The 24,373-nt window shown below is 49.0% G+C and carries 21 protein-coding genes; all 21 read left to right on the top strand.

The window, feature by feature from the left end; genetic code table 11:
• Positions 1 to 53 precede the first annotated feature (53 nt).
• The 21 genes from OQ287_RS11420 (at position 54) to cysQ (ending at position 23,735) form a co-directional block, all read left to right on the top strand.
• Complete coding sequence (locus OQ287_RS11420; protein ID WP_265896497.1) at positions 54 to 998, top strand: glycosyltransferase family 8 protein; 945 nt, start codon at positions 54 to 56, stop codon at positions 996 to 998.
• A gap of 405 nt (positions 999 to 1,403) precedes the next feature.
• A complete protein-coding gene (gene cysD, locus OQ287_RS11415) occupies positions 1,404 to 2,315 on the top strand; it encodes a sulfate adenylyltransferase subunit CysD (protein ID WP_265896667.1) in 912 nt (303 codons plus the stop codon).
• Complete coding sequence (gene cysN / locus OQ287_RS11410; protein WP_265896496.1) at positions 2,315 to 4,234, top strand: sulfate adenylyltransferase subunit CysN; 1,920 nt, start codon at positions 2,315 to 2,317, stop codon at positions 4,232 to 4,234. The genes cysD and cysN overlap by 1 nt, the downstream gene beginning before the upstream one ends.
• Before the next feature lie 112 nt (positions 4,235 to 4,346).
• On the top strand, positions 4,347 to 5,405 hold the full coding sequence (rfbB, locus tag OQ287_RS11405; RefSeq protein WP_250939172.1) for a dTDP-glucose 4,6-dehydratase: 1,059 nt from the start codon (positions 4,347 to 4,349) through the stop codon (positions 5,403 to 5,405).
• On the top strand, positions 5,381 to 6,298 hold the full coding sequence (gene rfbD / locus OQ287_RS11400) for a dTDP-4-dehydrorhamnose reductase (RefSeq protein ID WP_265896494.1): 918 nt from the start codon (positions 5,381 to 5,383) through the stop codon (positions 6,296 to 6,298). Before rfbB ends, rfbD begins: the two co-directional genes overlap by 25 nt.
• A 60-nt stretch (positions 6,299 to 6,358) precedes the next feature.
• A complete protein-coding gene (rfbA, locus tag OQ287_RS11395; protein ID WP_265896492.1) occupies positions 6,359 to 7,243 on the top strand; it encodes a glucose-1-phosphate thymidylyltransferase RfbA in 885 nt (294 codons plus the stop codon).
• A complete protein-coding gene (rfbC, locus tag OQ287_RS11390; protein ID WP_250939176.1) occupies positions 7,240 to 7,812 on the top strand; it encodes a dTDP-4-dehydrorhamnose 3,5-epimerase in 573 nt (190 codons plus the stop codon). The genes rfbA and rfbC overlap by 4 nt, the downstream gene beginning before the upstream one ends.
• Positions 7,812 to 10,781, top strand: coding sequence for a glycosyltransferase (locus OQ287_RS11385; RefSeq protein ID WP_265896490.1), 2,970 nt, complete (start codon positions 7,812 to 7,814; stop codon positions 10,779 to 10,781). The genes rfbC and OQ287_RS11385 overlap by 1 nt, the downstream gene beginning before the upstream one ends.
• Positions 10,766 to 11,752: a sulfotransferase family 2 domain-containing protein gene (locus OQ287_RS11380; RefSeq protein WP_265896489.1), complete on the top strand. Its 987-nt coding sequence runs from the start codon at positions 10,766 to 10,768 to the stop codon at positions 11,750 to 11,752. The genes OQ287_RS11385 and OQ287_RS11380 overlap by 16 nt, the downstream gene beginning before the upstream one ends.
• Positions 11,742 to 12,581 carry a glycosyltransferase family 2 protein gene (locus OQ287_RS11375; RefSeq protein ID WP_250939182.1) on the top strand — a complete coding sequence of 280 codons (840 nt, stop codon included), beginning with the start codon at positions 11,742 to 11,744 and terminating at the stop codon, positions 12,579 to 12,581. The genes OQ287_RS11380 and OQ287_RS11375 overlap by 11 nt, the downstream gene beginning before the upstream one ends.
• A 19-nt stretch (positions 12,582 to 12,600) precedes the next feature.
• The gene (locus tag OQ287_RS11370; RefSeq protein ID WP_265896488.1) at positions 12,601 to 13,524 is read left to right on the top strand and encodes a glycosyltransferase; all 924 of its coding nucleotides are present in this window, start codon (positions 12,601 to 12,603) and stop codon (positions 13,522 to 13,524) included.
• A gap of 54 nt (positions 13,525 to 13,578) precedes the next feature.
• Complete coding sequence (locus OQ287_RS11365) at positions 13,579 to 15,033, top strand: ABC transporter permease (RefSeq protein ID WP_250939185.1); 1,455 nt, start codon at positions 13,579 to 13,581, stop codon at positions 15,031 to 15,033.
• On the top strand, positions 15,030 to 15,692 hold the full coding sequence (locus OQ287_RS11360) for an ABC transporter ATP-binding protein (protein WP_250939188.1): 663 nt from the start codon (positions 15,030 to 15,032) through the stop codon (positions 15,690 to 15,692). Before OQ287_RS11365 ends, OQ287_RS11360 begins: the two co-directional genes overlap by 4 nt.
• A 49-nt stretch (positions 15,693 to 15,741) precedes the next feature.
• Positions 15,742 to 17,127, top strand: a complete 1,386-nt coding sequence (locus OQ287_RS11355) for an undecaprenyl-phosphate glucose phosphotransferase (RefSeq protein ID WP_265896487.1) — start codon at positions 15,742 to 15,744, stop codon at positions 17,125 to 17,127.
• A gap of 24 nt (positions 17,128 to 17,151) precedes the next feature.
• Positions 17,152 to 17,562 (top strand): hypothetical protein, encoded by a 411-nt coding sequence (locus tag OQ287_RS11350; RefSeq protein WP_265896486.1) that lies wholly within the window; start codon positions 17,152 to 17,154, stop codon positions 17,560 to 17,562.
• 65 nt (positions 17,563 to 17,627) lie between these two features.
• On the top strand, positions 17,628 to 17,984 hold the full coding sequence (locus OQ287_RS11345; protein ID WP_265896485.1) for a hypothetical protein: 357 nt from the start codon (positions 17,628 to 17,630) through the stop codon (positions 17,982 to 17,984).
• A gap of 550 nt (positions 17,985 to 18,534) precedes the next feature.
• Positions 18,535 to 18,957, top strand: coding sequence for a GtrA family protein (locus OQ287_RS11340; RefSeq protein ID WP_265896484.1), 423 nt, complete (start codon positions 18,535 to 18,537; stop codon positions 18,955 to 18,957).
• Positions 18,957 to 20,027, top strand: a complete 1,071-nt coding sequence (locus OQ287_RS11335; RefSeq protein ID WP_265896483.1) for a glycosyltransferase family 2 protein — start codon at positions 18,957 to 18,959, stop codon at positions 20,025 to 20,027. Before OQ287_RS11340 ends, OQ287_RS11335 begins: the two co-directional genes overlap by 1 nt.
• A 1-nt stretch (position 20,028) precedes the next feature.
• Positions 20,029 to 22,011, top strand: a complete 1,983-nt coding sequence (locus OQ287_RS11330; protein WP_265896482.1) for a DUF7657 domain-containing protein — start codon at positions 20,029 to 20,031, stop codon at positions 22,009 to 22,011.
• Positions 22,012 to 22,043: 32 nt separating this feature from the next.
• Entirely contained in the window at positions 22,044 to 22,892 is an 849-nt protein-coding gene (gene kdsA, locus OQ287_RS11325; protein ID WP_265896481.1) for a 3-deoxy-8-phosphooctulonate synthase, read from the top strand.
• Positions 22,893 to 22,919: 27 nt separating this feature from the next.
• Positions 22,920 to 23,735, top strand: a complete 816-nt coding sequence (gene cysQ / locus OQ287_RS11320) for a 3'(2'),5'-bisphosphate nucleotidase CysQ (RefSeq protein WP_265896480.1) — start codon at positions 22,920 to 22,922, stop codon at positions 23,733 to 23,735.
• Positions 23,736 to 24,373 lie beyond the last annotated feature (638 nt).

The following is a 24,373-nucleotide window of genomic DNA, read 5'->3' as shown; positions in this document are numbered from 1 at the left end:
TATTTCCCCGGAAAGCCCGTGTTATACCCTCTAGCCATAATCCGGGAGTCAGCATGTCCGATCACGTTCACGTAGTGCTCGCTACCGACAATACCTATGCGCCCTGGGCTGGTGTTTTAATAAGTTCCATCCTCGATACCCGGCCTGACGGAGCCATGGAATTTCATCTTGTCGAGCAGGGCGTCAGTACTGATAACCGTGAAAGGATCAATGCGCTGGGTGCCGGCCGGCTGGACGTCAGTATTCACTGGTATACCCCTGACCCCTGCGCATTTTCCAGTTTTCCAATTAAACGGTATGGCATTGCTTCCTATTACAGGCTGAGCATTGCCTCCATACTTCCGGCGTCGGTAAAGCGGGTTATTTATCTGGACTGTGACGTACTGGCAACGACCGATATAGGTGATCTACTGGATGATCATGACCCGGCTCATATGCTTGCCGCCGTGGAAAATATCGGTGGTCCGACCTCGCAACTCTGCAAGCCTGGAAGGTATTTCAATTCCGGCGTACTGGTGATTAACCTGGAAGCCTGGCGTGCCCGGCGATGTGAAGAAAAACTACTGGATCTGATGAGGGAGCAGGGTGATACTTTTGAATACCCTGATCAGGATGCGCTTAATGTGTTGTTTCATGGCGAGTGGCAACGCCTGCCACTGCGCTGGAACGTGCAGCCCGGGGTGTGGTCGCGTTACGAGAAGAAGCGGTTTTCAAAAACAGGATATGACGCGGATAGTTTTGAAGCCGCCGTCAAGCGTCCGGGCCTGGTTCACTTTCTGGCCAAAAAGAAGCCCTGGGTGTTCGGGTGCTTTCATCCCTTCCGAAAGCTCTGGCTTTCGTATCTTGATGATTCGTCCTGGCGCTCATTGAAACCCCAGCCTGAAAGCATCTGGGGTCGGGCAGTTCACTATATGAATGTCGCATCTCATGCAAAAGAAATGCGTCGAGCTCGGTATTTGAGTCAACAGTCATCTTCCGGCTGTGTTAGAGCGCCTTGAGGCAGCTGCCCGGTATTTTTCCTTTCGATACCACGCACCGTCGTGTGTCATTAGCTGATTAACAGCAGTAAACGAGCTGTATTTACGTTTACTTTTCTGCCTGCATGATTAGTACCCTGCCTAATAGCTTGAAACGTTGAGTTCGACTTATTCGGATTCATCCTTTAGGTTATGTGTTTTTTAGTTTTGTTAATTTAGTTGTGTATAATTAATAACCGTAATGAATGTGTGTATAGTTAGTTCGTTTCGCGCGCTGTATGATAAAAACAGACTCGTACTCATTAATTTTCCGATGTGCAAGTGCACTAGCTGCTCATTACACGAGGCTTTTTTAAGCGTTTTGAAAGCCTGATATCACAGCATTGACAGTGAAAAGATAAACTCATGAATACCTCATCACCCGCGATGCTTTCACCTGAGCGCCAGACGCATTTAAAGCAGCTCGAAGCCGAGTCGATACATATCATCCGCGAAGTAGCCGCGGAATTTCGCAATCCTGTCATGCTGTATTCCATCGGCAAGGATTCCTCCGTCATGCTGCACCTGGCGCGCAAGGCCTTCTATCCCGGTACGCCGCCGTTCCCGCTGATGCACGTCAACACCACCTGGAAGTTCCGCGAGATGATCGAGTTTCGCGACCGGATGGCCGCGGATGCCGGCATGGAACTGATCGAGCACATCAACGAGGAAGGCCGCGCAGCGGGCATCAACCCCTTCGATCACGGCAGTTCCAAGTACACCGACGTCATGAAGACCCAGTCCCTCAAGCAGGCACTGGACAAGTACGGGTTCGATGCCGCCTTCGGTGGTGCCCGGCGTGACGAGGAAGCCTCGCGGGCCAAGGAGCGCGTCTACTCCTTCCGTGACAAGTACCACCGCTGGGATCCGAAAAGCCAGCGCCCGGAGCTCTGGAACGTCTACAACGGCAAGGTGAACAAGGGTGAATCGATTCGCGTGTTCCCGCTGTCGAACTGGACCGAGCTCGATATCTGGCAGTACATCTACCTCGAATCGATTCCCATCGTCCCGTTGTATTACGCCGCACCCCGCCCGGTCGTCGAGCGTGATGGCATGCAGATCATGGTGGATGACGAGCGCCTGCCGCTGAACGAGGGAGAAGTGCCCGAAGAGAAGTGGGTGCGTTTCCGGACCCTGGGCTGCTACCCGCTGACCGGCGCGGTGGAATCCCATGCCGCGACCCTGCCGGACATCATCCAGGAAATGCTGCTGACCCGCACGTCAGAGCGTTCGGGCCGGGCCATCGACCACGACCAGGCCGGATCGATGGAGAAAAAGAAACGGGAAGGGTACTTCTAATGGCACACCAATCCGATCTGATTGCCGAGAACATCGAGCAATACCTGAAGGAACACGAGAACAAGGACCTGCTGCGCTTCATCACCTGCGGCAGCGTCGATGATGGCAAGTCCACCCTGATCGGGCGCCTGCTGCACGACTCCAAGATGATCTACGAGGATCAGCTGGCCGCGATCACTCGCGACTCGAAAAAAAGCGGTACCACCGGTGACAAGGTGGATCTGGCGTTACTGGTCGACGGGCTGCAGTCCGAGCGGGAGCAGGGCATCACCATCGATGTCGCCTACCGCTTCTTCTCGACCGACAAGCGCAAGTTCATCATCGCCGATACCCCGGGGCACGAGCAGTACACCCGCAACATGGCTACCGGCGCCTCGACGGCAAGCCTGGCGGTCATCCTGATCGATGCGCGTTACGGCGTGCAGACCCAGACCCGTCGGCACAGCTTCATCGCCGACCTGCTGGGCATTCAGCATCTGGTGATCGCGGTCAACAAGATGGATCTGGTCGAGTACGGTGAAGCCCGCTTCAACGAAATTGTCGAGCAGTACAAGCAGTTTGCCGACAAGCTCGACGCACCGAACCTGTACTTTGTGCCCATGTCCGCGCTGGAAGGCGATAACGTCGTCAACGCCAGCGAGCACATGAACTGGTACACCGGCCAGCCGCTGCTGGCCCTGCTTGAAGGCATCGAACTGAGTCGGGATCAGAACCTGACGGACCTGCGCCTGCCGGTGCAGTACGTCAATCGGCCCAACCTCGACTTCCGCGGCTACTGCGGCACTCTGGCGGCCGGCATCCTGCGGCCGGGTCAATCGGTCAGGGCACTTCCCTCCGGCAAGACCTCGACCGTGGAACGGATCGTCACCTTTGATGGTGATCTGGACGCGGCATACCCGGGCCAGGCCATCACCGTGACCCTGGACGACGAGATCGACATCTCCCGGGGGGACTGGCTGGTCGCCGCGGATGCAGAAATTGCGGAATCCAACGCCTTCACGGCGGACATTGTCTGGATGCACGAACAGGCGATGCAGCCGGGCAGGGCGTACGACATCAAGATCGGTACACGGGAAGTCAGCGGCCAGATCCGGCACATCGACTACCAGATTGACGTCAACACCCTGGATCACCACGCCGCCGACGAGCTGGTGCTCAATGCCATCGGGCGGTGTCAGGTGGAACTGACCTCCCCGGTGCCGATCGACAACTACCGCAGGAGTCCGGGCACGGGCAGCTTCATCGTGATCGATCGGCTGACCAACGTGACCGTGGGGGCCGGCATGGTAACAGGATCACTGGATATTCAAACGCCTTATGAATACAGGGATAACGACAGTCCGGCAGAGGTCGTGTGGAATACGACTAGCGTGACGCCAGCAATGAGAGCTGCCATCAAGGGCCATCAGCCTCGGTGCATCTGGCTTACGGGATTGTCGGGCTCGGGAAAATCCACCATTGCCAATGCGCTGGAAGTAGAAATGAACCGCCATGGCTATCACACCATGCTGTTGGACGGTGACAACATTCGCCATGGTCTTTGCAAGGATCTAGGAATGAGCGAGGCGGATCGCAATGAAAATATTCGCCGGGTAGGTGAGCTTGCAAAAATCTTTGTTGATGCCGGTTTAGTCGTGATTACTGCCTTTATTTCACCGTATCGGGCCGACCGAAAAGAAGCCCGCGTACTGTTTGATGAGGGGGATTTTGTCGAGGTGTTCATAGATACGCCCCTGACTGTCTGCGAGCAGCGTGATCCTAAAGGGCTTTATAAAAAGGCGCGGGAAGGAAAAATAAGAGATTTTACCGGTATCGATAGTCCCTATGAGACGCCGATGGATGCCGAGGTGGTGCTGAAGGCAGGACAGTATGATCAACATGCGCTTGTCAGCCAGTTACTAAAGGCACTTCAGCGCTGATGTTTATGCGGAAGATAATTTGACCTGTTGCCGAGACCATGACGTCGTTGGCGCAGGTGTATCAAGTGGTTGAGCCGAGTTTGTGCTGACACTACATGAATAAGGGATGGCGATGACAATTCTTGTGACAGGTGGGGCCGGATTTATTGGTTCCAACTTTGTACTGGACTGGCTGGCTCACCATGATGAGCCAGTGATTAATCTGGACCTGCTGACCTACGCCGGAAATCTGGCCAACCTTGAACATCTGGAAGGTGATGACCGTCACGTATTTGTTCATGGCGATATTGGTGACCATGACTGTGTTATCGGTCTGCTCGACAGGCATCAGCCCCGTGCTGTCATCAATTTTGCAGCCGAGTCACACGTAGACCGCTCTATCCATGGTCCGGAAGATTTTATCCAGACCAATATGGTCGGAACGTTTCGATTGCTTGAGGCCGTTCGCCAGTACCATCGGAATATGAATGAAGAAGCAGCTGCAGGTTTTCGTTTTCTGCATGTGTCGACCGACGAGGTATATGGCTCTCTGGAGGCTGATGCCCCCGCCTTTACCGAGCAGCATCGCTATGAACCGAATAGCCCTTATTCGGCATCTAAAGCGGCTTCAGATCACCTGGTTAGGGCCTACCATCATACTTATGGTCTGCCGGTACTAACGACAAACTGTTCCAACAACTACGGGCCGTATCACTTTCCCGAGAAACTGATACCGCTGGTCATTCATAACGCCTTGGGCGGCCGTGACTTACCTATCTACGGAGATGGTCAGCAGGTAAGAGACTGGTTGTTTGTGACGGATCATTGCAGTGCCATTCGTCGTGTACTGGAGGCGGGTACGACAGGTGAGGTCTACAACGTGGGTGGCTGGAATGAAAAGGCCAATCTCGATGTGGTTCATACATTGTGCGATATCCTGGACGAGGAAGCCCCGCGGAGTGACGGTGCCTCCTACCGTAGCCAGATCACATTCGTGACGGATCGCCCGGGCCATGATCGGCGTTACGCCATTGATGCGACCCGACTGGAGCGCGAACTGGGCTGGCGACCGAAGGAAACCTTCGAGACAGGTATTCGCAAGACTGTGCAATGGTATCTGACCAATCAAACGTGGGTTGAAAATGTCACCAGCGGAGCTTATCGCGAATGGGTCAACAAACAGTACCAGTAAAGCTTTTGCTTTTGGGCGCCAATGGCCAGGTCGGATGGGAGTTGCAGCGCTCTCTGGCTCCTTTGGGCGAGGTGGTTGCCTGCACGCGAGAGCAGGCCGATCTGTCCCGGCCCGAGAGTTTGAGAGCACTGGTTGATGCCCATGCCCCTCAGGCCATCATCAATGCGGCAGCGTACACTGCGGTAGACAAGGCCGAAGATGATGAAGCGACTGCGAGGCTTGTCAATGCAGAGGCCGTGCGAGTTCTGGCCGATTGCGCGAATGCTACGGGTGCTGTTTTCGTCCATTACTCGACGGATTATGTATTCGATGGCACGTATGAACTGGGTTACGAGGAAGATGCCGAGACAGGCCCTTTAAGTGCCTATGGACGTACCAAGTTGGCCGGGGAGCGAGAGATTACGGCCAGTGGCTGCCTGGGTTATATCTTCCGCACCAGCTGGGTGTATGCCGCACGGGGAGGGAACTTCGCCAAAACCATGCTGCGCCTGGCCAGCGAGCGAGATGAACTTAATGTGGTGGCTGATCAGTACGGAGCCCCGACCAGTGCAGAATTGATTGCCGATGTTACTGCGCAGGTGGTGGCTCGTGCTCTTGACGATCGTAACTTTGCCAGGCGTACCAGTGGTATCTATCACCTGGCGGCCGGTGGGCACACCACCTGGCATGGGTTTGCACGATTTGTAATCCAGCATGCCAATGCCCTGGGATATGAAACGCGGCTTTCAGCTGAAGAGATTCGACCGATTACAACGGCCGAATTTCCGGTACCTGCACGTCGGCCGGCGTACTCACTTTTCAATACCGACAAGCTGTGCAGCACCTTTGGTCTGATGCTGCCCCGGTGGCAGCTTCATGCAGAGCGCATGATGGTTGAATATCTGAATAAATAGCAAACAGGCCCTGATTGGTATCAATTTAAAAGAGGGCTTACAAATAAAAGGGACATAATCATGAAGCGCAAGGGCATTATTCTCGCTGGTGGGTCCGGCACTCGTCTGCATCCGGCCACGCTTGCCATCTCAAAGCAGTTGTTGCCTGTTTATGACAAGCCGATGATTTATTACCCGCTCAGCACGCTTATGCTGGCGGGTATTCAGGACATTCTCATCATTTCGACTCCCCAGGACACGCCACGTTTTGAGCAGCTTCTAGGTGACGGCAGCCAGTGGGGCGTCAACCTGCAGTACGCGGTGCAACCCTCTCCGGATGGGCTGGCTCAGGCCTTTCTGATCGGAAGGGAGTTTCTTGGCAATAGCCCCTGTGCGCTGGTGCTGGGGGATAATATTTACCACGGTCAGAATTTTCATGTGTTGCTTCAACAGGCCAATGAACGTCGGGAAGGGGCCAGTGTATTTGCCTACCACGTTCAGGATCCGGAGCGTTATGGGGTGGTGGAGTTTGATGCGTCCGGCAAGGCGATCAGCATTGAGGAAAAGCCCGAGGTAGCCAAGTCCAGCTTTGCGGTTACCGGCCTCTATTTTTACGACGAACATGTCGTTGATATTGCCAGAGACATCAAACCCTCGCCCCGGGGGGAGCTTGAAATTACCGATGTTAACCTTGCCTACCTGAACCATGGCTTGCTGCACGTCGAGCGTATGGGGCGCGGGTATGCATGGCTTGATACCGGCACGCATCAGTCCCTGATGGAGGCGGGGCAGTTTATTGCCACGCTCGAGCACCGGCAGGGGCTTAAGGTGGCATGCCCGGAAGAGATTGCCTATCGGCAGCAATGGATTGACGCAGATCAGGTCGAGCGTCTGGCAGCGCCATTGATGAAAAATGGCTATGGCCAGTATCTGCAGCGCATATTAAAAGAGGGTGTTATTCAATGAAGGCCGTACCGCAGAACATCCCTGATGTAATTCTTTTCGAGCCTCGAGTGTTTGGCGATGAGCGTGGTTTTTTCTTCGAAAGTTTCAACCAGAAGCAGTTCGATGAAGCAGTGGGTCGGCATATCGAGTTTGTACAGGATAACCATTCCCGCTCAAGCCAGGGTGTGCTGCGCGGCCTGCATTATCAGCTTGCGCCATACGCGCAGGGTAAACTGGTACGCGTGGTTGAAGGTGAGGTATTCGATGTCGCCGTGGACCTTCGTGAGAGTTCGCCTACCTTCGGGCAGTGGGTAGGTGCGCATTTAAGTGCGGAAAACAAGCACCAGCTTTGGGTGCCGGAAGGGTTTGCCCACGGCTTTGTTGTACTTTCTGAATCGGCTGATTTTTTATACAAGACTACTGATTTCTACGCGCCAAAACATGAGCGCAGTATTCGTTGGGATGATGAAACCCTTGCCATTGACTGGCCTTTAAGCGGTGATGTCAGCGTATCTGAAAAGGATGCAGCAAGCCCGTATTTTGCAGACGTCATCGCAGCTGGTGATGTGTTCAACAAGAGAGACGCATAATGAACGAGCAGCAGCTTGTACTCGTGGTTGGCATGCACCGCTCGGGAACCAGCGCCGTGTGCCAGTTGCTTGAAGCCATGGGCGTGGGCTTTGGGAATAATCTCATGCCTGCTGCCGAGGAAAATCCGCGTGGTTTTCTGGAAGACCTTTCTTTGGTGGCCTTCAACGAGCAGCTGCTTGGGCATGAAATAGGGTGGACACTGATCAACCCGCAATGTAGCCAGCATCACAGCCTGGAATGGAGTAGCGCGGCGACGCATTGGTGGCACAGCTTTCTGGAGGATAACCATGAGAAGGCGATGGTGGCACTCAAGGATCCCCGTATATGCCGTACGCTTTCATACTGGCACCCCATTCTTGGTGCGAGTGCTCGGGTCGTTTTCGTCGTACGCCACCCTTCGGATGTTGCCGGTTCACTGGCAAAGCGTAATGGGTTTGATCGCCAGCTGGGGCTGGCCTTATGGTTTGTATACAACTATGACGCCTACTGCGACGTATGCCGTTTCGGGTATTCGCGTCTCATGGTCGACTACGATCAGTTGATTGATGAGGAAGAGCGTACCGGACAGTCAATTGCCGAATTTTTGGGGCTACCTGCTTCCGGGTTTGACTCCATTGCCGAAAAGGGGCTGCGTAACAATCATCAGCGCGCTTCAGACGAATTTGAGCTATCTCAAGCCTGTGAGGCACTTTATACCGCGCTGTTATCAAATGATGAATCCATTTTGGAACAGCTGGCCAGCTATCATCAGCACCTGTGCGCATCATTTGAGTACATCGATGGCCTCCGATGCGAACGTTACGAGGCGAATTCCCAAAGCGTTTCCAGAAAGCTTGCTGAAACCGTTCATCAGCGCAATATACTTGCTGCTGATTATGCAGAGCTTGAAAACAGCATTGACGAGCGTAATCAACATGTTCTGAGCATCGGTGCAGCACATCAGCAGACTATGGATGAGCTGGTGGCGACCAGGCTGCATCTGGAAAAACAACAGGCATTACTTGATAGCGTTTTAGCTTCTGATAGCTGGAAAATTACCGCGCCCCTCAGGTATCTGGGGAATAGCGGGCGCAGCAATCCATGGGTCAATCTTGTCCGACATGGGATACAGCAGGGCGGTGGTGTCAAGGGCATGGTACGAAAGGCCGTACAACTTTACCGTGTTGAAGGAGTGAGCGGATTAAAGCGAGGCTTTTACAAAATTCGCGCAGGTACCATGCACTCCCCGGTTGAAGGCCCCCTATCAGCTAAGTTCCAGGGCATCGACCGTAACGATTACGCTGCCTGGGTAGAGCATTTCGATACCCTTGATGTTGCCGAGCGACGGCGCATTATGGAGATAATCAATGCGTGGGACGAGTGCCCGACCTTTTCGATTATCATGCCGACCTTTAATCCCGAGCCTGACATGCTGCGGGCGGCCATCGATTCAGTCATCGGCCAGCTTTACCCGCACTGGGAGCTGTGCATTGCTGATGATGCCTCGACCGATCCCGCCATTCGAGACATTCTTGACCATTACGCTCGGGCGGAACCACGCATCAAAGTAGCTTTCCGAGAGGAAAATGGTCATATTTCAGCCAGTTCCAATAGTGCTCTGGCATTGGCCAAAAACGAATGGGTGGCTCTGTTCGATCATGATGACCTGCTGACAGAACACGCGCTTTTTTACATGGCAGAGGCGATTCGTGGTTGTCCTGATGTGAAGCTGCTTTATTCCGATGAAGACAAGGTGGATCAATACGGCCACCGTCAGGCGCCGTATTTCAAACCGGGCTGGAACCGTGACCTTTTATATTCACAGAATTTTATTTGTCATCTGGGGGTATATCAGCGCGACATTATTGAACGCATTGGTGGTTTCAGGCTCGGGCTGGAAGGGTCACAGGACCACGATCTCGCGCTTCGCTTCATTGAGCAGATTGAAGATCATCAGATTCACCACGTTCCTCGAGTGCTTTACCACTGGCGTATGCATGCTGCAAGTACTTCAGCTGGTGGCGAGGCCAAGCCCTACACTGTCAAGGCAGGACTCAAGGCGCTCAATGAGCATTTTCAGCGTACCGGGCGGCGCGGACATGTGGAAGCCACACCGTTTGGCTATCGAGCCCGCTATACATTGCCTGATTCCCCGCCCCTGGTCAGCCTGGTGATTCCTACACGCAATAGCGCTGATCTGGTCAGGATGTGTATTGACAGCATCATGTCAAAAACGAATTATCCGCAATATGAAATTTTGCTGGTAGATAATAATTCCGATGATCCCGAGGCGCTGGCTTATTTCGCCGAGCTTGGCAGGCGTCCGAATATCAAGGTGATTCGGGATGAACAGCCCTTCAATTATTCCGCAATTAATAATGATGCGGTGGCCAGAGCGAGCGGAGAAGTCATTGCGCTGGTCAATAACGATATCGAGGTCATTTCCGAAGACTGGTTGACCGAGATGGTCAGCCTGGCCCTGCAGCCAGGGGTTGGCGCGGTAGGAGCCAAGCTGCTTTATCCGGATGACACAATACAGCATGCTGGTGTTGTGCTGGGCATCGGTGGCGTTGCCGGGCACTCCCATAAGCACTTTCCATGTACTTCGGCGGGCTATCTCAACCGTTTGAATTTGATCAGTAGCTATTCCGCTGTGACGGCGGCCTGCCTGGTGATCAGAAAATCCATTTATGACGATGTCGGTGGGTTGGATGAAGATCATCTGAAAGTTGCTTTCAATGATGTTGATTTCTGCCTGCGTGTTCGTGAGGCCGGGTATCGTAATGTATGGACGCCTTACGCCCAACTTTATCATCACGAGTCGGTCAGCCGGGGTGCAGAAAATACGCCTGAAAAAATGGCACGCTTTAGCTCGGAAGTGACTTATATGAGAGAGCGTTGGGGCGACCTGCTTGACAGGGATTCGGCTTATAATCCGAATTTGTCTTTAATTCATGAAGATTTCAGCCTGTCATGGTCAACGGTTTAACTTCGGGGCAATTTATGAGTGGTTTTGTATTTTTACATATCCCGAAGACTGCGGGAACAAGCTTCAGAACTTCTCTTGAGGTTGAGTTTGGTCGTAGAAGGATATGTTATGACTATTCAAGGGACTCCAGGGTTACATCGAGAATAGTTAAAAAATATCATTATGATCAGCGCGATGAATGTTTGTTTGGCATCAAGTTCAATAAAAAGAAATATTCTTGGCTTGTGGGTCATTTTGAGATATTTCGTTATATCTCAATTTTTAAAGCATGCATGTTTTTAACCTTTATTCGTAACCCCTGGGACAGGATGGTGTCCGAGTACGAGCATTTTGTTCGTGATAACGGCTATAAAGGAAGTTTTATTGACGTCATCGGAAGAAGTGACTTTATCAACAGGCAGTCGGTAATGCTGGCAAATGTGCCTCTTCAGGCCATAGGCTTTGTTGGTATTACCGAGTTATATGAAAGTGAGTTGATGTCACTTGAAAGGATATATGGCTTGAGAATTCCGGTCACCAGAGAAAATGTGTCTACTGACAAGTCAAGGGTAAGTTTTAATCGTCATGATCTCGATAGGCATAAGGCTGAATTTATTGAGTTAAATAAAAAGGATTATGTTCTCTATGACTTGGCAACCCTGCTATCCAGGCAGCGTAGCGAATTGCTTGCCGGTGGCAAGGATGTTGCTCACTGTGCGATATCCAGCTGTGCGTCAGGTGCCATAGAAGGTTGGGCGTGGTTTGAAAATGATAATACGCCCCCAAGGGTGAAGGTATATATAAATAACGTCCATGTGGATACTGTTGAATCAGATGTCCACATGCCGGGGCCATCGGTTTTCTTTCCGGAGCGCCGCGTTATAGGGTTTGTATCTAAGGCGGTTTTCAATGAAGATGATAACGTTGAATGCTTTATTGAGCAAAATGGTCAAAAATTGACCAGAGAGTATTTAATAAATAATGAGTATTGAGATATTGTTGGCCGTTTTCAATGGCGAGAAATATCTTGAGTCACAGATCCTTTCTCTGCAAATGCAGGTCTATAAGGACAAGATGCTATGTGTACGTGATGGTGGGTCCTGTGACAGATCATTATCCATTATCAGGGAAGCTTTTCGAAAGGGAGCGCGTTACAGGATTCTGGATTCCTCCGGCAGGGTCTCTGCCAAGGAAAATTTCTCTGAATTATTGAAAAATAGTTCATCTGACTATGTGGCTTTTTGTGATCAGGATGATGTCTGGGATGCTGATAAGTTGACGCTGGAAATGGCCGAAATGCAGCATCTTGAAGCGCTTTATCCAGACAGGCCGATTATTGTGCACTGTGATCTCGAGGTAGTGGACGCTACATTGAATACGCTTTCACCATCCTTTTTTGATAGTCAGTGTCTCCCTCGTGTTCATGGCTCTGTGCTTGATCAGATGGTTCAAAATAATGTGACGGGTTGTACTTTACTGATCAATCGTGCTGCGAGAGATCTGGTACTCCCCATACCACCAGAGGCCATAATGCATGACTGGTGGATCGCGGCAAAAGTACGCTATCACGGTGGTGTAATTGGTTTCGTTGACCGGCCACTGGTCAAGTATCGCCAGCATGGCGCCAATGTCGTTGGCGCCCGGGATATCGATGTATTTTATTATATACGTACCCTTTTCAAGCAGTGGGGGTTTATCAAGCCCTGGTGGGCAATCTATCGGCAAGCGAGGGCGATCGATCCCGACGTCTCGCTGTGGAATATCGTGCAGCGTAAAACAGTACTGACCTTTCGGCGCCTTAAGAAAAGGCCACAGGCTTGAGCCAGAGACTCCATTGGATATGACAGATTCATTACGTGTCGCCTGCATCGTTCCCACTCGCAATGGCGGAGACGATATCAAGGCGCTGCTTGCGTCGCTTGCGATTCAGAAACAGCCATTTGATCTATACATCGTGGATTCCAGTTCCGAGGATGATAGTCGCCTCGCAGCACGTGCTGCTGGTGCAGAGGTGACGGAAATAAATGTTGAGACATTTGACCATGGCGGGACGAGGCAGCGCATGGTCGATACGCTGGAGCAGTATGATATATGCACGTTTCTAACACAGGACGTTGTATTGGCTGACGCCTTGGCTCTTGAGCGTCTTGTGGATGCGTTTGATGACCACCAGGTTGGCGCAGCCTATGGGCGCCAGCTTCCACGAGCTGATGCAACACCTTTTGCGGCATTTCTGAGAGACTTTAATTATCCGGGCGTATCGCGTCGGCAATCGCTGGCCTCCATTCCTTCATTGGGGATGAAAACGGTCTTTATTTCAAATTCCTTTGCTGCCTATCGGCGACAGGCACTTCAGCAGGTAGGAGGATTTCCTGACGGGATTATTCTTGGTGAAGATGCCTGGGCAGCTGCGCTACTGGTGCAGGCCGGATGGGTCGTTTCATATGTCGCAAATTCTGAATGTATTCACTCTCATAACTATTCAATCTCGCAGGAATGGCGGCGCTATTTTGACATTGGTGTTTTCCACGGGCGTGCACCCTGGATTCTTGAGCGGTTTGGTACCGCCAGTGGAGAAGGCAAGCGATTTGTTATCGAAGAGCTCAAGTATCTGGGAAAATCAAATAAAGCGTTATGGGCTCTCTCAGTCGTACGGAATGTGGGCAAACTTGTTTTCTACAAGCTCGGTCAACAGGAAAAAAGATTACCCAACTGGCTGAAACGGCGGTTGAGTATGCATCGACGTTTCTGGGACAAGTCCTGAAGAACTTCAACAGTCTAAATGAATAGCGATCACTGCAGGTCAACAGGACTAATGATGGATAATACAGTACATAGCCAGGATGCCATGGAGTGGGCACTGGCCCCAATGCAACAGCAGCGTTGGCAGCTGGCTGCCGAACGCTGGGCTACTCTTCGTGCCGCACATGGGCAGGTCGCTGACGTATGGGTACAGGCTGCTATTTGCCATCGCCAACTGGGTGACTGGAATACGGCTGAGGAGCTTTTGACAGAGGCTATTCGGCGCTTTGAAGCCAACCCGAATGCCTGGCTTGAACTGGTAGCGCTCTATCGTGCCAAGGGAGCCAACGAGCAGGCACGCACATATCTGAATAAAACGCTTGAGCGCTTTCCGCATCAGTTGGCAGTAATGATGTCAGCAGCGGAGCAGGCGATGCTGGATGATGCTTTCGATGAAGCCGATGCGCTCAATGCGCGGACGCGAGACCTTTATAGTAATGAAGCCTCTGCGTGGTGTCAGTATGCCGAAATTTCCATGAGGCGTATGGCTTGGTCGCAAGCGCTGCTGCGCTGGGCTGAGGTGCGTGCGCGTTTTCCTGATATGCCGGCTGGCTATGAGCGCGCTGCTGAAGCGGCGGAGGCGCAGGGCCATGTGAAACAGGCGCGAAGGCTCAAGCTTGCCAGAGAATACGGACTTGAATGGTTGGCAAGCTTTGACCGCCCTGACCTGGCCAGCGATCATATTGCCCCACCGCGACGACGCAATGCGGCCCAGTTTGTTGAGCTTGTATGGGTCAAGGCCTGCTTTAATCTCAAGTCGGAAGCCAGCCAGAATTCGCTCCGTTACTTTTGGTGGGTGCTGGACCCACTGCTTTATATGAGCGTGTTTTATCTGGTATTTGGAGTAATGCTGCACCGAGGCGGTGGAGGGGATTTCATCGTTTATCTGTTGACCGGGCTGGTTCCCTTTCAATGGTTCGCAAAAACGGTACAGCAATCTTCCAATGCCATTTTTGCAGGACGAGGGTTGATGAACCAGGTGCATATTTCCCCCTTGTTCTTTCCGCTGGTGGGTATTATGCAAAATGCTGGCAAACAAATGCCGGTATTTTTACTCTTGATTGGTTTTTTGATTTTTTATGGGCTGCACCCTACCTGGCACTGGATTGCATTGTTACCCATTATCGTCCTCCAGTTAGTGTTGATGTCGGTTATAGGTTGCTTTCTGGCTTTGTTGGTGCCTTTTGCTCGTGATTTAAACAACCTTATTCCGACCGGAATTCAATTCATGCTGTTTTGTAGCGGCGTCTTTTATACCGTTGATACTATCCCTGAAAAGTGGCAAACGCTGTTTTTTTCCAACCCGATGGCTAGTCTGTTATATCAATATCGTCTGGTGCTGATGGATAGGCAATGGCCAGACTGGTCTGGCATGGGGTGGATATTGCTGGGCTGTAGCATAGGCGGCATTGCCCTTTCGTGGTTTTACAAACGGGTTGAAAGTGACTTGCCAAGGGTGGTGGGACAATGAATGGAGCACCTGCTGGGAGTGAAGTTATTATTTCCCTGAAGGACGTGGGGGTGCGTTATCGCCAGCAGGGTGGGCGCTTTAAAAAACCAGGGTATTACCAGGCGTTTGAGGGGCTGAACCTTGATATTTATCGTGGGGAAACCCTGGGCATCATAGGGCGGAACGGCGCAGGAAAGTCAACACTGCTTCGTTTGATAGCCGGCATTATAAAGCCCGATACCGGAAGGTTTATAAATCATGGTGTGACTGTATCACTGTTATCACTTGCTGCAGGGTTTGATGCTGATCTGTCAGGGGTAGATAACGCCATTATCAGTGGCATGCTACTGGGATACCGGCGTCAGCAGATTGTGGCGCGACTGAATGATATTCGAGAATTTTCAGAGCTGGGTTCTTTCATGGATCAACCGGTGAAGACCTATTCTTCGGGAATGCGCTCGCGCCTTGGTTTTGCGGTCGCCATGTACATGACACCTGACGTGTTATTGCTTGATGAAATATTGAGTGTCGGGGATGCCGACTTCAAAAAAAAGGCGGAGGCCGAAATGATGAAAAAGCTCCATTCAGATCAGACCGTGCTACTGGTTTCTCATTCAGAGGAACAGGTAAATCGCGTTTGCGATCGAAAAATAGAGCTGACCTCATCCTCTCTTACCTGACGGCAGCAGGCCAGTGACATGATTACCGAATACGATAAACAGTGATTCAATGGTTATTAAAACAATCTCAGGGTTTGCACCTTATTCACACCTGGCGGCCAGGCTGGCCGATGTCGCTGCCATTATCCTGGCCGGGTTTGCTGCCTACGCTATTCGCTTCGGAGTCTCGGGGCCGATTGATGAGCGCTACCTGTGGATGATGCTTTTCTCGACGCTATCGGGAATGATCATTTTTTCGGCCAGTGGTGTATACCGCTCGTGGCGCGGTGCTGTCCGCGTAGAGCTGGTGGTGCGTATCGGTCATGGTTTCATGATTCTGGGCGCGATCATCTTTACCTATCTTTACCTCTCTAAAACAGGTATCCGGTTTTCACGTTTGTGGTTGATGTACTGGTTATTGATGGCCTTTGTGTTATCTGTGGGCATACGCACGTTGGCTTATCCGGCGCTCAATCGCCTGCGTCGTTATGGCAAAAATCGGAAACAAATTATTCTGGTAGGTGATATTGAGTCATGCCGTACTGCAGTACACGCGATGCGTAATAACCCGTCGGTAGGCTTCGACATCGCCCGGATACGTCTGATGGATACGGCATCGGGCCATGAAACCCTGGGAATAGCCGACTGCCGGCCCTTTGATCCGGCAGTCGATGACAACATGCAGGCCGACGAAATATGGATCTGCTTGCCCTTATCCCGTGGGGCGGTCGTGGAAGAGGTCATGTCCGTGCTGAGTTATTGCGTTGCCAACGTACGCTATATGCCTGACATGCAGGGATTACGGTTGTTGAATCACAATATTTCAACAGTGGGCGGGCTTTATCTCTTGGATATGTCGTGTAGTCCCATGAGTGATTCAGCTCAGTTTTTCAAACTGCTGGAAGACAGGTTGCTGGCGGTAATGGCCTTGTTGCTCTGCTCACCGCTGTTTTTGAGTCTGGCGATTGCAGTGAAATTAACGTCAAAAGGGCCGGTGTTTTATCGCCAACAGCGTATGAGCTGGAACGGTAAAGCGTTCGACATGCTCAAGTTTCGCAGTATGGTCACTACTGCAGAACAGGATGGTGTTACCTGGGGCCAGGCCAGACATAAACAAATGACCCCGATAGGGCGCTGGCTCCGTCGAACGAGCCTGGATGAGTTGCCCCAGTTCATTAATGTTTTGAAAGGTGATATGTCGATAGTAGGGCCGCGCCCTGAGCGCATCCTGTTCGTCGATCAGTTCAAAAGTGAAATTCCTGGCTACATGCAAAAACACATGATGAAAGCAGGTATTACCGGTTGGGCGCAAGTCAACGGCTGGCGCGGAGATACCGACCTTAAAAAGCGTATAGAATTTGATCTTTGGTATATAGAAAACTGGTCATTATTGCTTGATATTAAAATAATATTCATGACATTTTTGAGGATTTTTTCATGTCGTGATGTTTTCTGATTCCATTTCCATCCGGGGTGTTAAATGAGTGGAAAAATAATTGCAGTAGGGGCATTAGGAGGTAGTGGTACCAGAGCTGTTGCTGATGTGTTGATGGCCTTGGGTGGTTTTTTTGGGGATGATATAAACGAATCAAGAGATAATTTAACTTTCACAAGGCTGTTCAAGGATCCCGAATGGTTCGCTTGTGCTGAAAAAAAAGATATTCAGCGTCGTCTTGAAGTGTTCCAGAACTATATGTGTGGGAATCTATCCATCAGCGATTTAATGTTTTTTATAAAGGCATCTTCGAAAAATGGCATTATGAAAAATGAGCCTCCTTCATTCAAGCTTTTAGGAAAGCATTTTTTCTGCAATCAGGTCATAGATAGCTTCTGGGGCAGGAATGAACCCAATACTCATATATATAGACAATATTATCGATTGCATGAGTGACGTTAAATATATCCATGTGCTAAGAAACGGTCTTGATATGGCGTTCTCTAAAAAAACAGCAGTTGATGAACTGGGGAAGTTTTTTTGGTGTAGAGGTGAGGGGTGATGAATCAGATGATGAAATGGCCTATAAACAGCTTGAGTACTGGATAGCTACGACTAAAAAGATTCTAAGCAAGAAAGAGAAGTATAAGGATCGTATTCTTGTTTTGAATCATGCTGAGTTCTGTATTTCCCCAGAAGTTGAAATAAATAAGTTGGCCGAGTACTCGGGGGTTAATATATCCTCGGATTTAAGTTCTGACTTATACAGTATCCCAGACAGAAAAGCAGCTTTGCCAAGGTACAGGGATATGGATACCGGGATATTTGATAGTAGGCAAATTGAGTTTGTGAAAAGTCAAGGATTTGGTACAGAGTGACTATTTGACGGTAACCAGGATGGTGTGCGAATGGTTTTAAAGTGGTAGAGTGTCATTTTTTCATGGTTCTTTTTAGTGGCTAGGCTGCTTTTTCTTGATTATAAAAATGCTTCAGGGGAATGATTTTGACTCAGTGTCCACTGGTAGTTGACCTGGATGGAACCCTTGTCAACACTGACATGCTGCACGAATATGCCCTTCGGTTATTGAAAGACAGTCCACTTGACGTGATACGTATCCCGGTCTGCTATTATCCCATGGGAAGGCTGTGCTCAAGCAGCAACTGGCATCCCGTACCGATTTTGACCCGGCCACACTCCCTTATAAAAAAGAGCTTATTGTATGGTTAGAAGGGCAGCATACCATTGGCTCTATTTCTCTCTGTTTTTTAGCTTTACTGATAGTCTTGGGCGAATTGGAAGTGCTCTATTCTTTTATAAGAAGGTATATGATATTTGGTAGCCAGTTTTCGAGGATAAAATTTTTCGAGGGGTGTTAGGTCTTGCATGACTTTTATTATTTATTTTAAGTATATAATTGGAAGGTTTTAATGATTAAGAATATAAGAGTGTTTTACGAGGATAGGGTGCCTGATTTTGTCACGGAAGCAGTGTGCTTTCTGCTTGTGGGCGGTTTTCTGCTAGCTCTTGATTCCTTTATATTTTATCTGAGCACGAATACAGGTGTGTCAGTGCTATGGGGCAATATATTAGGACGCATTGCTGGTGCTTTTACTGGCTTTATACTGAATAAAATATTTACCTTTTCAAAAAACAAGAATGGTGGAAAAATTTTAATACAGTCATTACGTTATATTTTTTTCTGGATGGTGGTCACGAGTATTAGCACGCTTTCTCTTTATATAATTACTAATGCTCTGGAGCTAAAGGCGGCATGGATAGCCAAGCCGATTATTGAGGCCGTTTTGGCATTTTTGAGTTTCTTTGCTTCAAAATACTGGATCTATAAATAATGACTAGTAGATACTATAATGATTACATAAGCGAGTTACGGTTCAACGATATTAAGGTTGCTGCCATTGTCCCTGCATATAAAGTAAGTTTTCATATATGCGATCTTGTTAGAGAGTTATTGCTCTGGTGTGACGATATATATATTGTTGATGATCTATGCCCTGAGCAGTCAGGGTTGTTGGTTCAAAAAGAAATAAAAAATCAAAAAGTACATGTATTGTTTCACGAATTTAACAAGGGAGTTGGTGGTGCTGTTATCTCTGGCTATAGGAGAGCCGTAGCGGATGGTGCAACTATACTTGTGAAAGTTGATGGCGATGGTCAGATGGACCCATCACTAATTCCGCGATTTATCACTCCAATTTTGCGAGGTCATGCAGACTACACAAAAGGTAATAGATTTTATGATCTTGCCAATATATTTAAAATGCCAAGAATCAGAATTTTTGGTAACGCTGCGCTTTCTTTTATGGCAAAGTTGTCTACTGGGTACTGGAATCTTTTTGATCCTACAAATGGCTATACAGCAATTCATGCTGATGTCGCAAGGTTATTGCCCTTGAGTAAGGTAAGTAACCGTTATTTTTTTGAAACAGACCTGCTTTTTAGATTGAGCACATTCCGGGCCGTGGTTCAGGATATCCCTATGGATGCAAAATATGACGATGAAGTCAGCAATCTTCATGTACGTTCTGTGCTTTTTGAGTTTGCATGTAAACATTTTAAAAATTTTAATAAACGTATTTTTTATTCATATTTTTTACGAGATGTATCTATTGCTTCCATCGAGTTATTGTTGGGCTCTTTGCTCTTTGTTTTCGGCGTGATTTATGGTGGAGCTAATTGGATTTACTCCGCGAGTCAGGAATCCGCTACCGCAGTGGGAACAATTGTCCTTTCATCCACCTCTTTAATTGTCGGGTTACAATTAGTGTTGGCTTTTTTGGGGTACGATATACAGTCCACGCCCAAAAATATCCTGCATGAAAGAAGCCTTAACTACGATGGTAAGCAGAAATTAAAAAACGAAGAGAATAAAAATCAAGAACTCTGCAATTTTGAGGAATAATATGGCTGCTTTCGAAGATAAATCCGTAATAGAAGAATCGCACGATCATTATATTGCTTTAAGAGTGACGCTATCGGCCTTGCTTATTTTTTTAGTATTGGTTGTATCAGGCCTTACGGGGTCATCTTTTCAAAATCTAATGAAAAGCACGGCTTTTGTAAAGCAAAGTGGTCATGAGATTTTTTTTAAGTCACAGGGGGTGAGGTCGGATGAATGGTTAGTATCCACACCTATGGCTATTTCACAATATAACCACGTTCCCGAGCGATTCCCCATAGTTAATGATAATTATGGCTTGAGCGGCAAGAATACTCTTGTCGTAGGTATGCTGGGTTTACCCTCATCATCTTTTTCCACAGTAGGTAAGCCGTCAACTTGGGGGTTCTTTTTTTTACCGATTAAAAATGCCCTTTCATGGTACTGGTGGTTCCCCCTGTTTGCTACATTTCTGGCTTTACTATGGATGCTTAAGTATTGTTTTTCCGTACCTGCAACTCTGGCTTCATTAGCATCACTTTTCTTTGTAACTTCTCCATATATATGGGCATGGTCATTCTGGCCGGCATATGCGTGCTTTTTCCCCGCTTTATCCTTCTGCCTTATGATATCTCTTGCGAATAAAGCTAGTAATCTGCCGGCCACACTTCTTAAAATTTTTTGTCTAGGACTATGTTTTTTTGGTTTCTTCCTTGTACTCTATCCACCATGGCAAATAACTCTCACCTTTTCTTTTTTGGCATTTGGTGTGCCTACTTTAATTGGGAAAATAAGGCATGAGGGGAAAAGCTCGGCAGTATTCATAGGATCTATTCTAGGTTCTTTTCTGGTAGCAGGCTTGCTGTTCTTGATGTGGTGGGGTGAGGCTGGAGCTGCAGTAAATGCTATTTCAAACACGATTTATCCGGGCCAGCGTGATTCTGTGGTTGGCGGCGGTGTTTCTGCGTCTCAACTTTTTTTCAAAGGTTATGCTGGGCCCTTGTCACTTTCCAGTAATGTTCCTGCTGGAACGAATAGTAGTGAAGCCTCTAGTTTTATTTTTTTATTTTTACCGATATTCATTGCGGCTTTTTTAGGTGGCAGGAAGCGCTTCTCAAGTAAAGCAAATTTTTTCGCTTTTTGGAGTGCTGGTTTACTAGCATGTATTTATTTTGTTTTTTGTCTTTTTGGGTTACCTGAATGGCTGGTTAAAATAACTCTTTTAGGACGAGTTCCGACAAGTCGTGTTGACCTTTCCTTGGGGGTTGTTCAAACTATTTTATTAGTATTGCTTTTTTCACGGTCCGATAGGCTCCATTTCAAAGCAAAAGCATCAGTCGCTTATTTCTTGATGAGTATTACTTGGGCCTTGATTGCCTTTCTGTCAGTACAGGAATATTTAAATAAATACGACGTGAGCTTTAGTTTTTATTTGATTGTTCCTGTGGTGGTTCTTGCTTTTATTGGTTCTTTCAGTATTTTCTTGAATAGAAAGTTTTTTTTCTTTACCGCTATTGTATTGTTTAATGTTTATTCGGTTTTTAAATTCAATCCTGTTTCCGTTTCTCCCAGTGAAGTTGTGCCTTCAAAAGCCGTAGAAAAAATCTTGTTGAAGGATAAAACATACTTGGTTTTTGGAAGTCAGGTCAATGGTATGGCACTTGCCAGTATGGGGTTCAAAACCCTGTCGGGAGTTTTCTATTATCCGGACAAAAAGCTTTGGAGTTTTTTGGATCCTGAAAAAAAATATTCGGAAATATATAATCGATATCAACATTTATTTTTTATCTTGGATGAAAGGGAGAAAGGAACTATACATTTTGAAACTCCACGACCAGATGTGGTTCGTGTGTATATCGATTCCGATTCCTTTGATTTCAGTGACTTCCCTGTTGATTATTTGATTGGCTATGGTGATGAATGCAGTAAACTTTCAGGCAATTTATCAGTTGAAATAGATGAGAAGGTGGGAAGTTTTTGTCGTTATAAAATTAAATCTTCAGATTAAATAAATTTTTTAATTCTTTTGGAAGGTGATTTATGGAAGTTTTTGTCAATGATACTATTAAGGTAGGCAATGATCTGCCTTTTACGCTTTTTGGTGGTATTAACGTGATCGAGAGTGAAGACTTTGCTCTACGTGCCTGTGAACATTACGTTGAAGTGACGGGCAGGCTGGGTATCCCCTACGTTTTCAAGGCCTCGTTCGACAAGGCTAACCGATCTTCCATCCACTCGTTTCGTGGGCCTGGGCTTGAGGAAGGACTTCGTATTCTTCAAAAGGTTAAGGAGGAGTTCGGCGTACCGGTCATCTCCGATATCCACGAAATCGAGCAGGCCGTACCCGCTGCCGAGGTGCTGGATGTGTTGCAATTGCCAGCCTTTCTGGCCCGCCAGACTGATCTGGTTGAAGCCATGGCAAAAACCGGCAAACCGATCAACGTCAAAAAGCCACAGTTTCTGAGCCCGCATCAGATGAAGAACGTGGCGGACAAGTTTACTGAGTGCGGCAATGACCGGATTATTCTGTGCGAGCGTGGCGCCAGTTTCGGCTACGACAATCTGGTTGTTGATATGCTCGGATTTGGTGTCATGAAAAGGGTGACAGGCAATCGTCCGATCATTTTTGATGTAACTCACTCCCTTCAGTGCCGTGATCCGCTGGGTGCCGCATCCGGCGGCCGTCGCGACCAGGTACTTGAGTTGGCACGTGCTGGTATGGCGACCGGTCTGGCAGGTCTTTTTCTTGAGGCTCATCCTGACCCTGAAAATGCCCGCTGTGATGGTCCGAGTGCGTTACCGCTATCGAAGCTTGAGCCTTTTCTTGCACAGATCAAGGCGATCGATGATCTGGTGAAATCCTTCACCGAAGTAGATACTTCCCGATAATTCAAGCTTTTTTCAGGAGTGCTCATAATGGACAGCCAGCAACGCGATCCCCTGATCGAGGGTGTCATCGAGGCGGGGCGTCAGGTTCTGGCGATTTATCAACGCGATTTTGATATTGCCACCAAGGCAGATGACAGCCCGCTGACCGAGGCGGACATGGCGGCTCATCACGCACTGGTAGCACTGTTGGGTCGTCACTTCCCCGAGGTACCCGTGCTTTCCGAAGAGGATGCTGAGGTAGCCTTTGAGCAGCGCCGCCAGTGGGATCGTTATTTTTTGATCGATCCCCTGGATGGCACGAAGGAGTTCATCAACAAGAACGGTGAGTTCACCCTCAATGTGGCCCTGATTGCACAGGGTGAACCCGTGTTCGGAATTGTCCATGCGCCGGTGCTGGGAGTAACCTGGTGGGGCGCGCAGGGTATCGGGGCATTCAGACGCGAGGAAGGAGGCGATATTTCCATCAAGGTGCGCCCTCTGCCCGCACCGGATACAGCCCCCTGGCACGTGGTTGCCAGTCGCCGCCATGGCAGCGATGCACTGGAAGCCTTTTGTGCCCGTCTGCCTGCTCATGAGCGGGTATCCATGGGAAGCTCGATCAAGCTGTGTCTGGTGGCTGAAGGCAAGGCAGACCTCTATCCGCGTTTTGCCCCTACCTGTGAATGGGATACTGCTGCCGCACATGCTGTGGTACGGGCAGCCGGTGGGGAGGTGATGAATATCGAAACAAGGCTTCCCCTGCGCTACAACCAGAAGGCGTCATTGCTTAACCCCTGGTTCATGGTCCATGCCGGGCCTTCTGACAGGTGGGTGAGGGCGCTGGATGACAGTGAGACATCGTAGGTGAAATTGCCCCTGCGGGCGCTGACTCTCCATGCTTCATGTACATCGTGGCGCCTTCGGGCGCCATTTTTGATGGTGTGTCTGTCATCCGATGATCCTGTTTATCCGGCAGCGCTGATAGTGTGGATGAGACCTGGTGTAGCTTAAAGGATGGCTGTGATTAGTCCTGTTGTCTTTAAAGGTATCAGTGTTCTGGTTTTAAGTGCCCCCGTATCCTGGTTATTTATTTTTACTTTTTAATTATTTTTGTAGTCCGCATGTCTGGTTAAAATAATTGGTATGACATCCTTTAATATAGAATGGTTTAAAACTTGATGAATTTAAAAATCTTAAACGTTAATTTCTGTTAGTATTATTTATCCATTCTGTATCATGTTAATCATATCGGCATAAATGTAAGTAAAAAAATCCTCTAGATTACTCAGCAGAAAAGAAAGTTGTTCAAAACATTCTGTTTGAGGTAATTCGTCATGGGTCAGATCGGCATCGTATTTCTCTTTGTTTTAATCTTCGGCGGTATCATGGCTAACGACAGAACCCATGATGATCATGGCGGTAGCCATCACAGCCCGATCAGCCAGATGTGCTGATAAATGATTGAATGATTTAATATTAAAAAGCCCCTGAAGGGGCTTTTT

The sequence above is a fragment of the Larsenimonas rhizosphaerae genome (assembly GCF_026240105.1).
GTDB lineage: Bacteria > Pseudomonadota > Gammaproteobacteria > Pseudomonadales > Halomonadaceae > Larsenimonas > Larsenimonas rhizosphaerae.
This window is presented reverse-complemented; position numbering and strand designations above follow the sequence as displayed.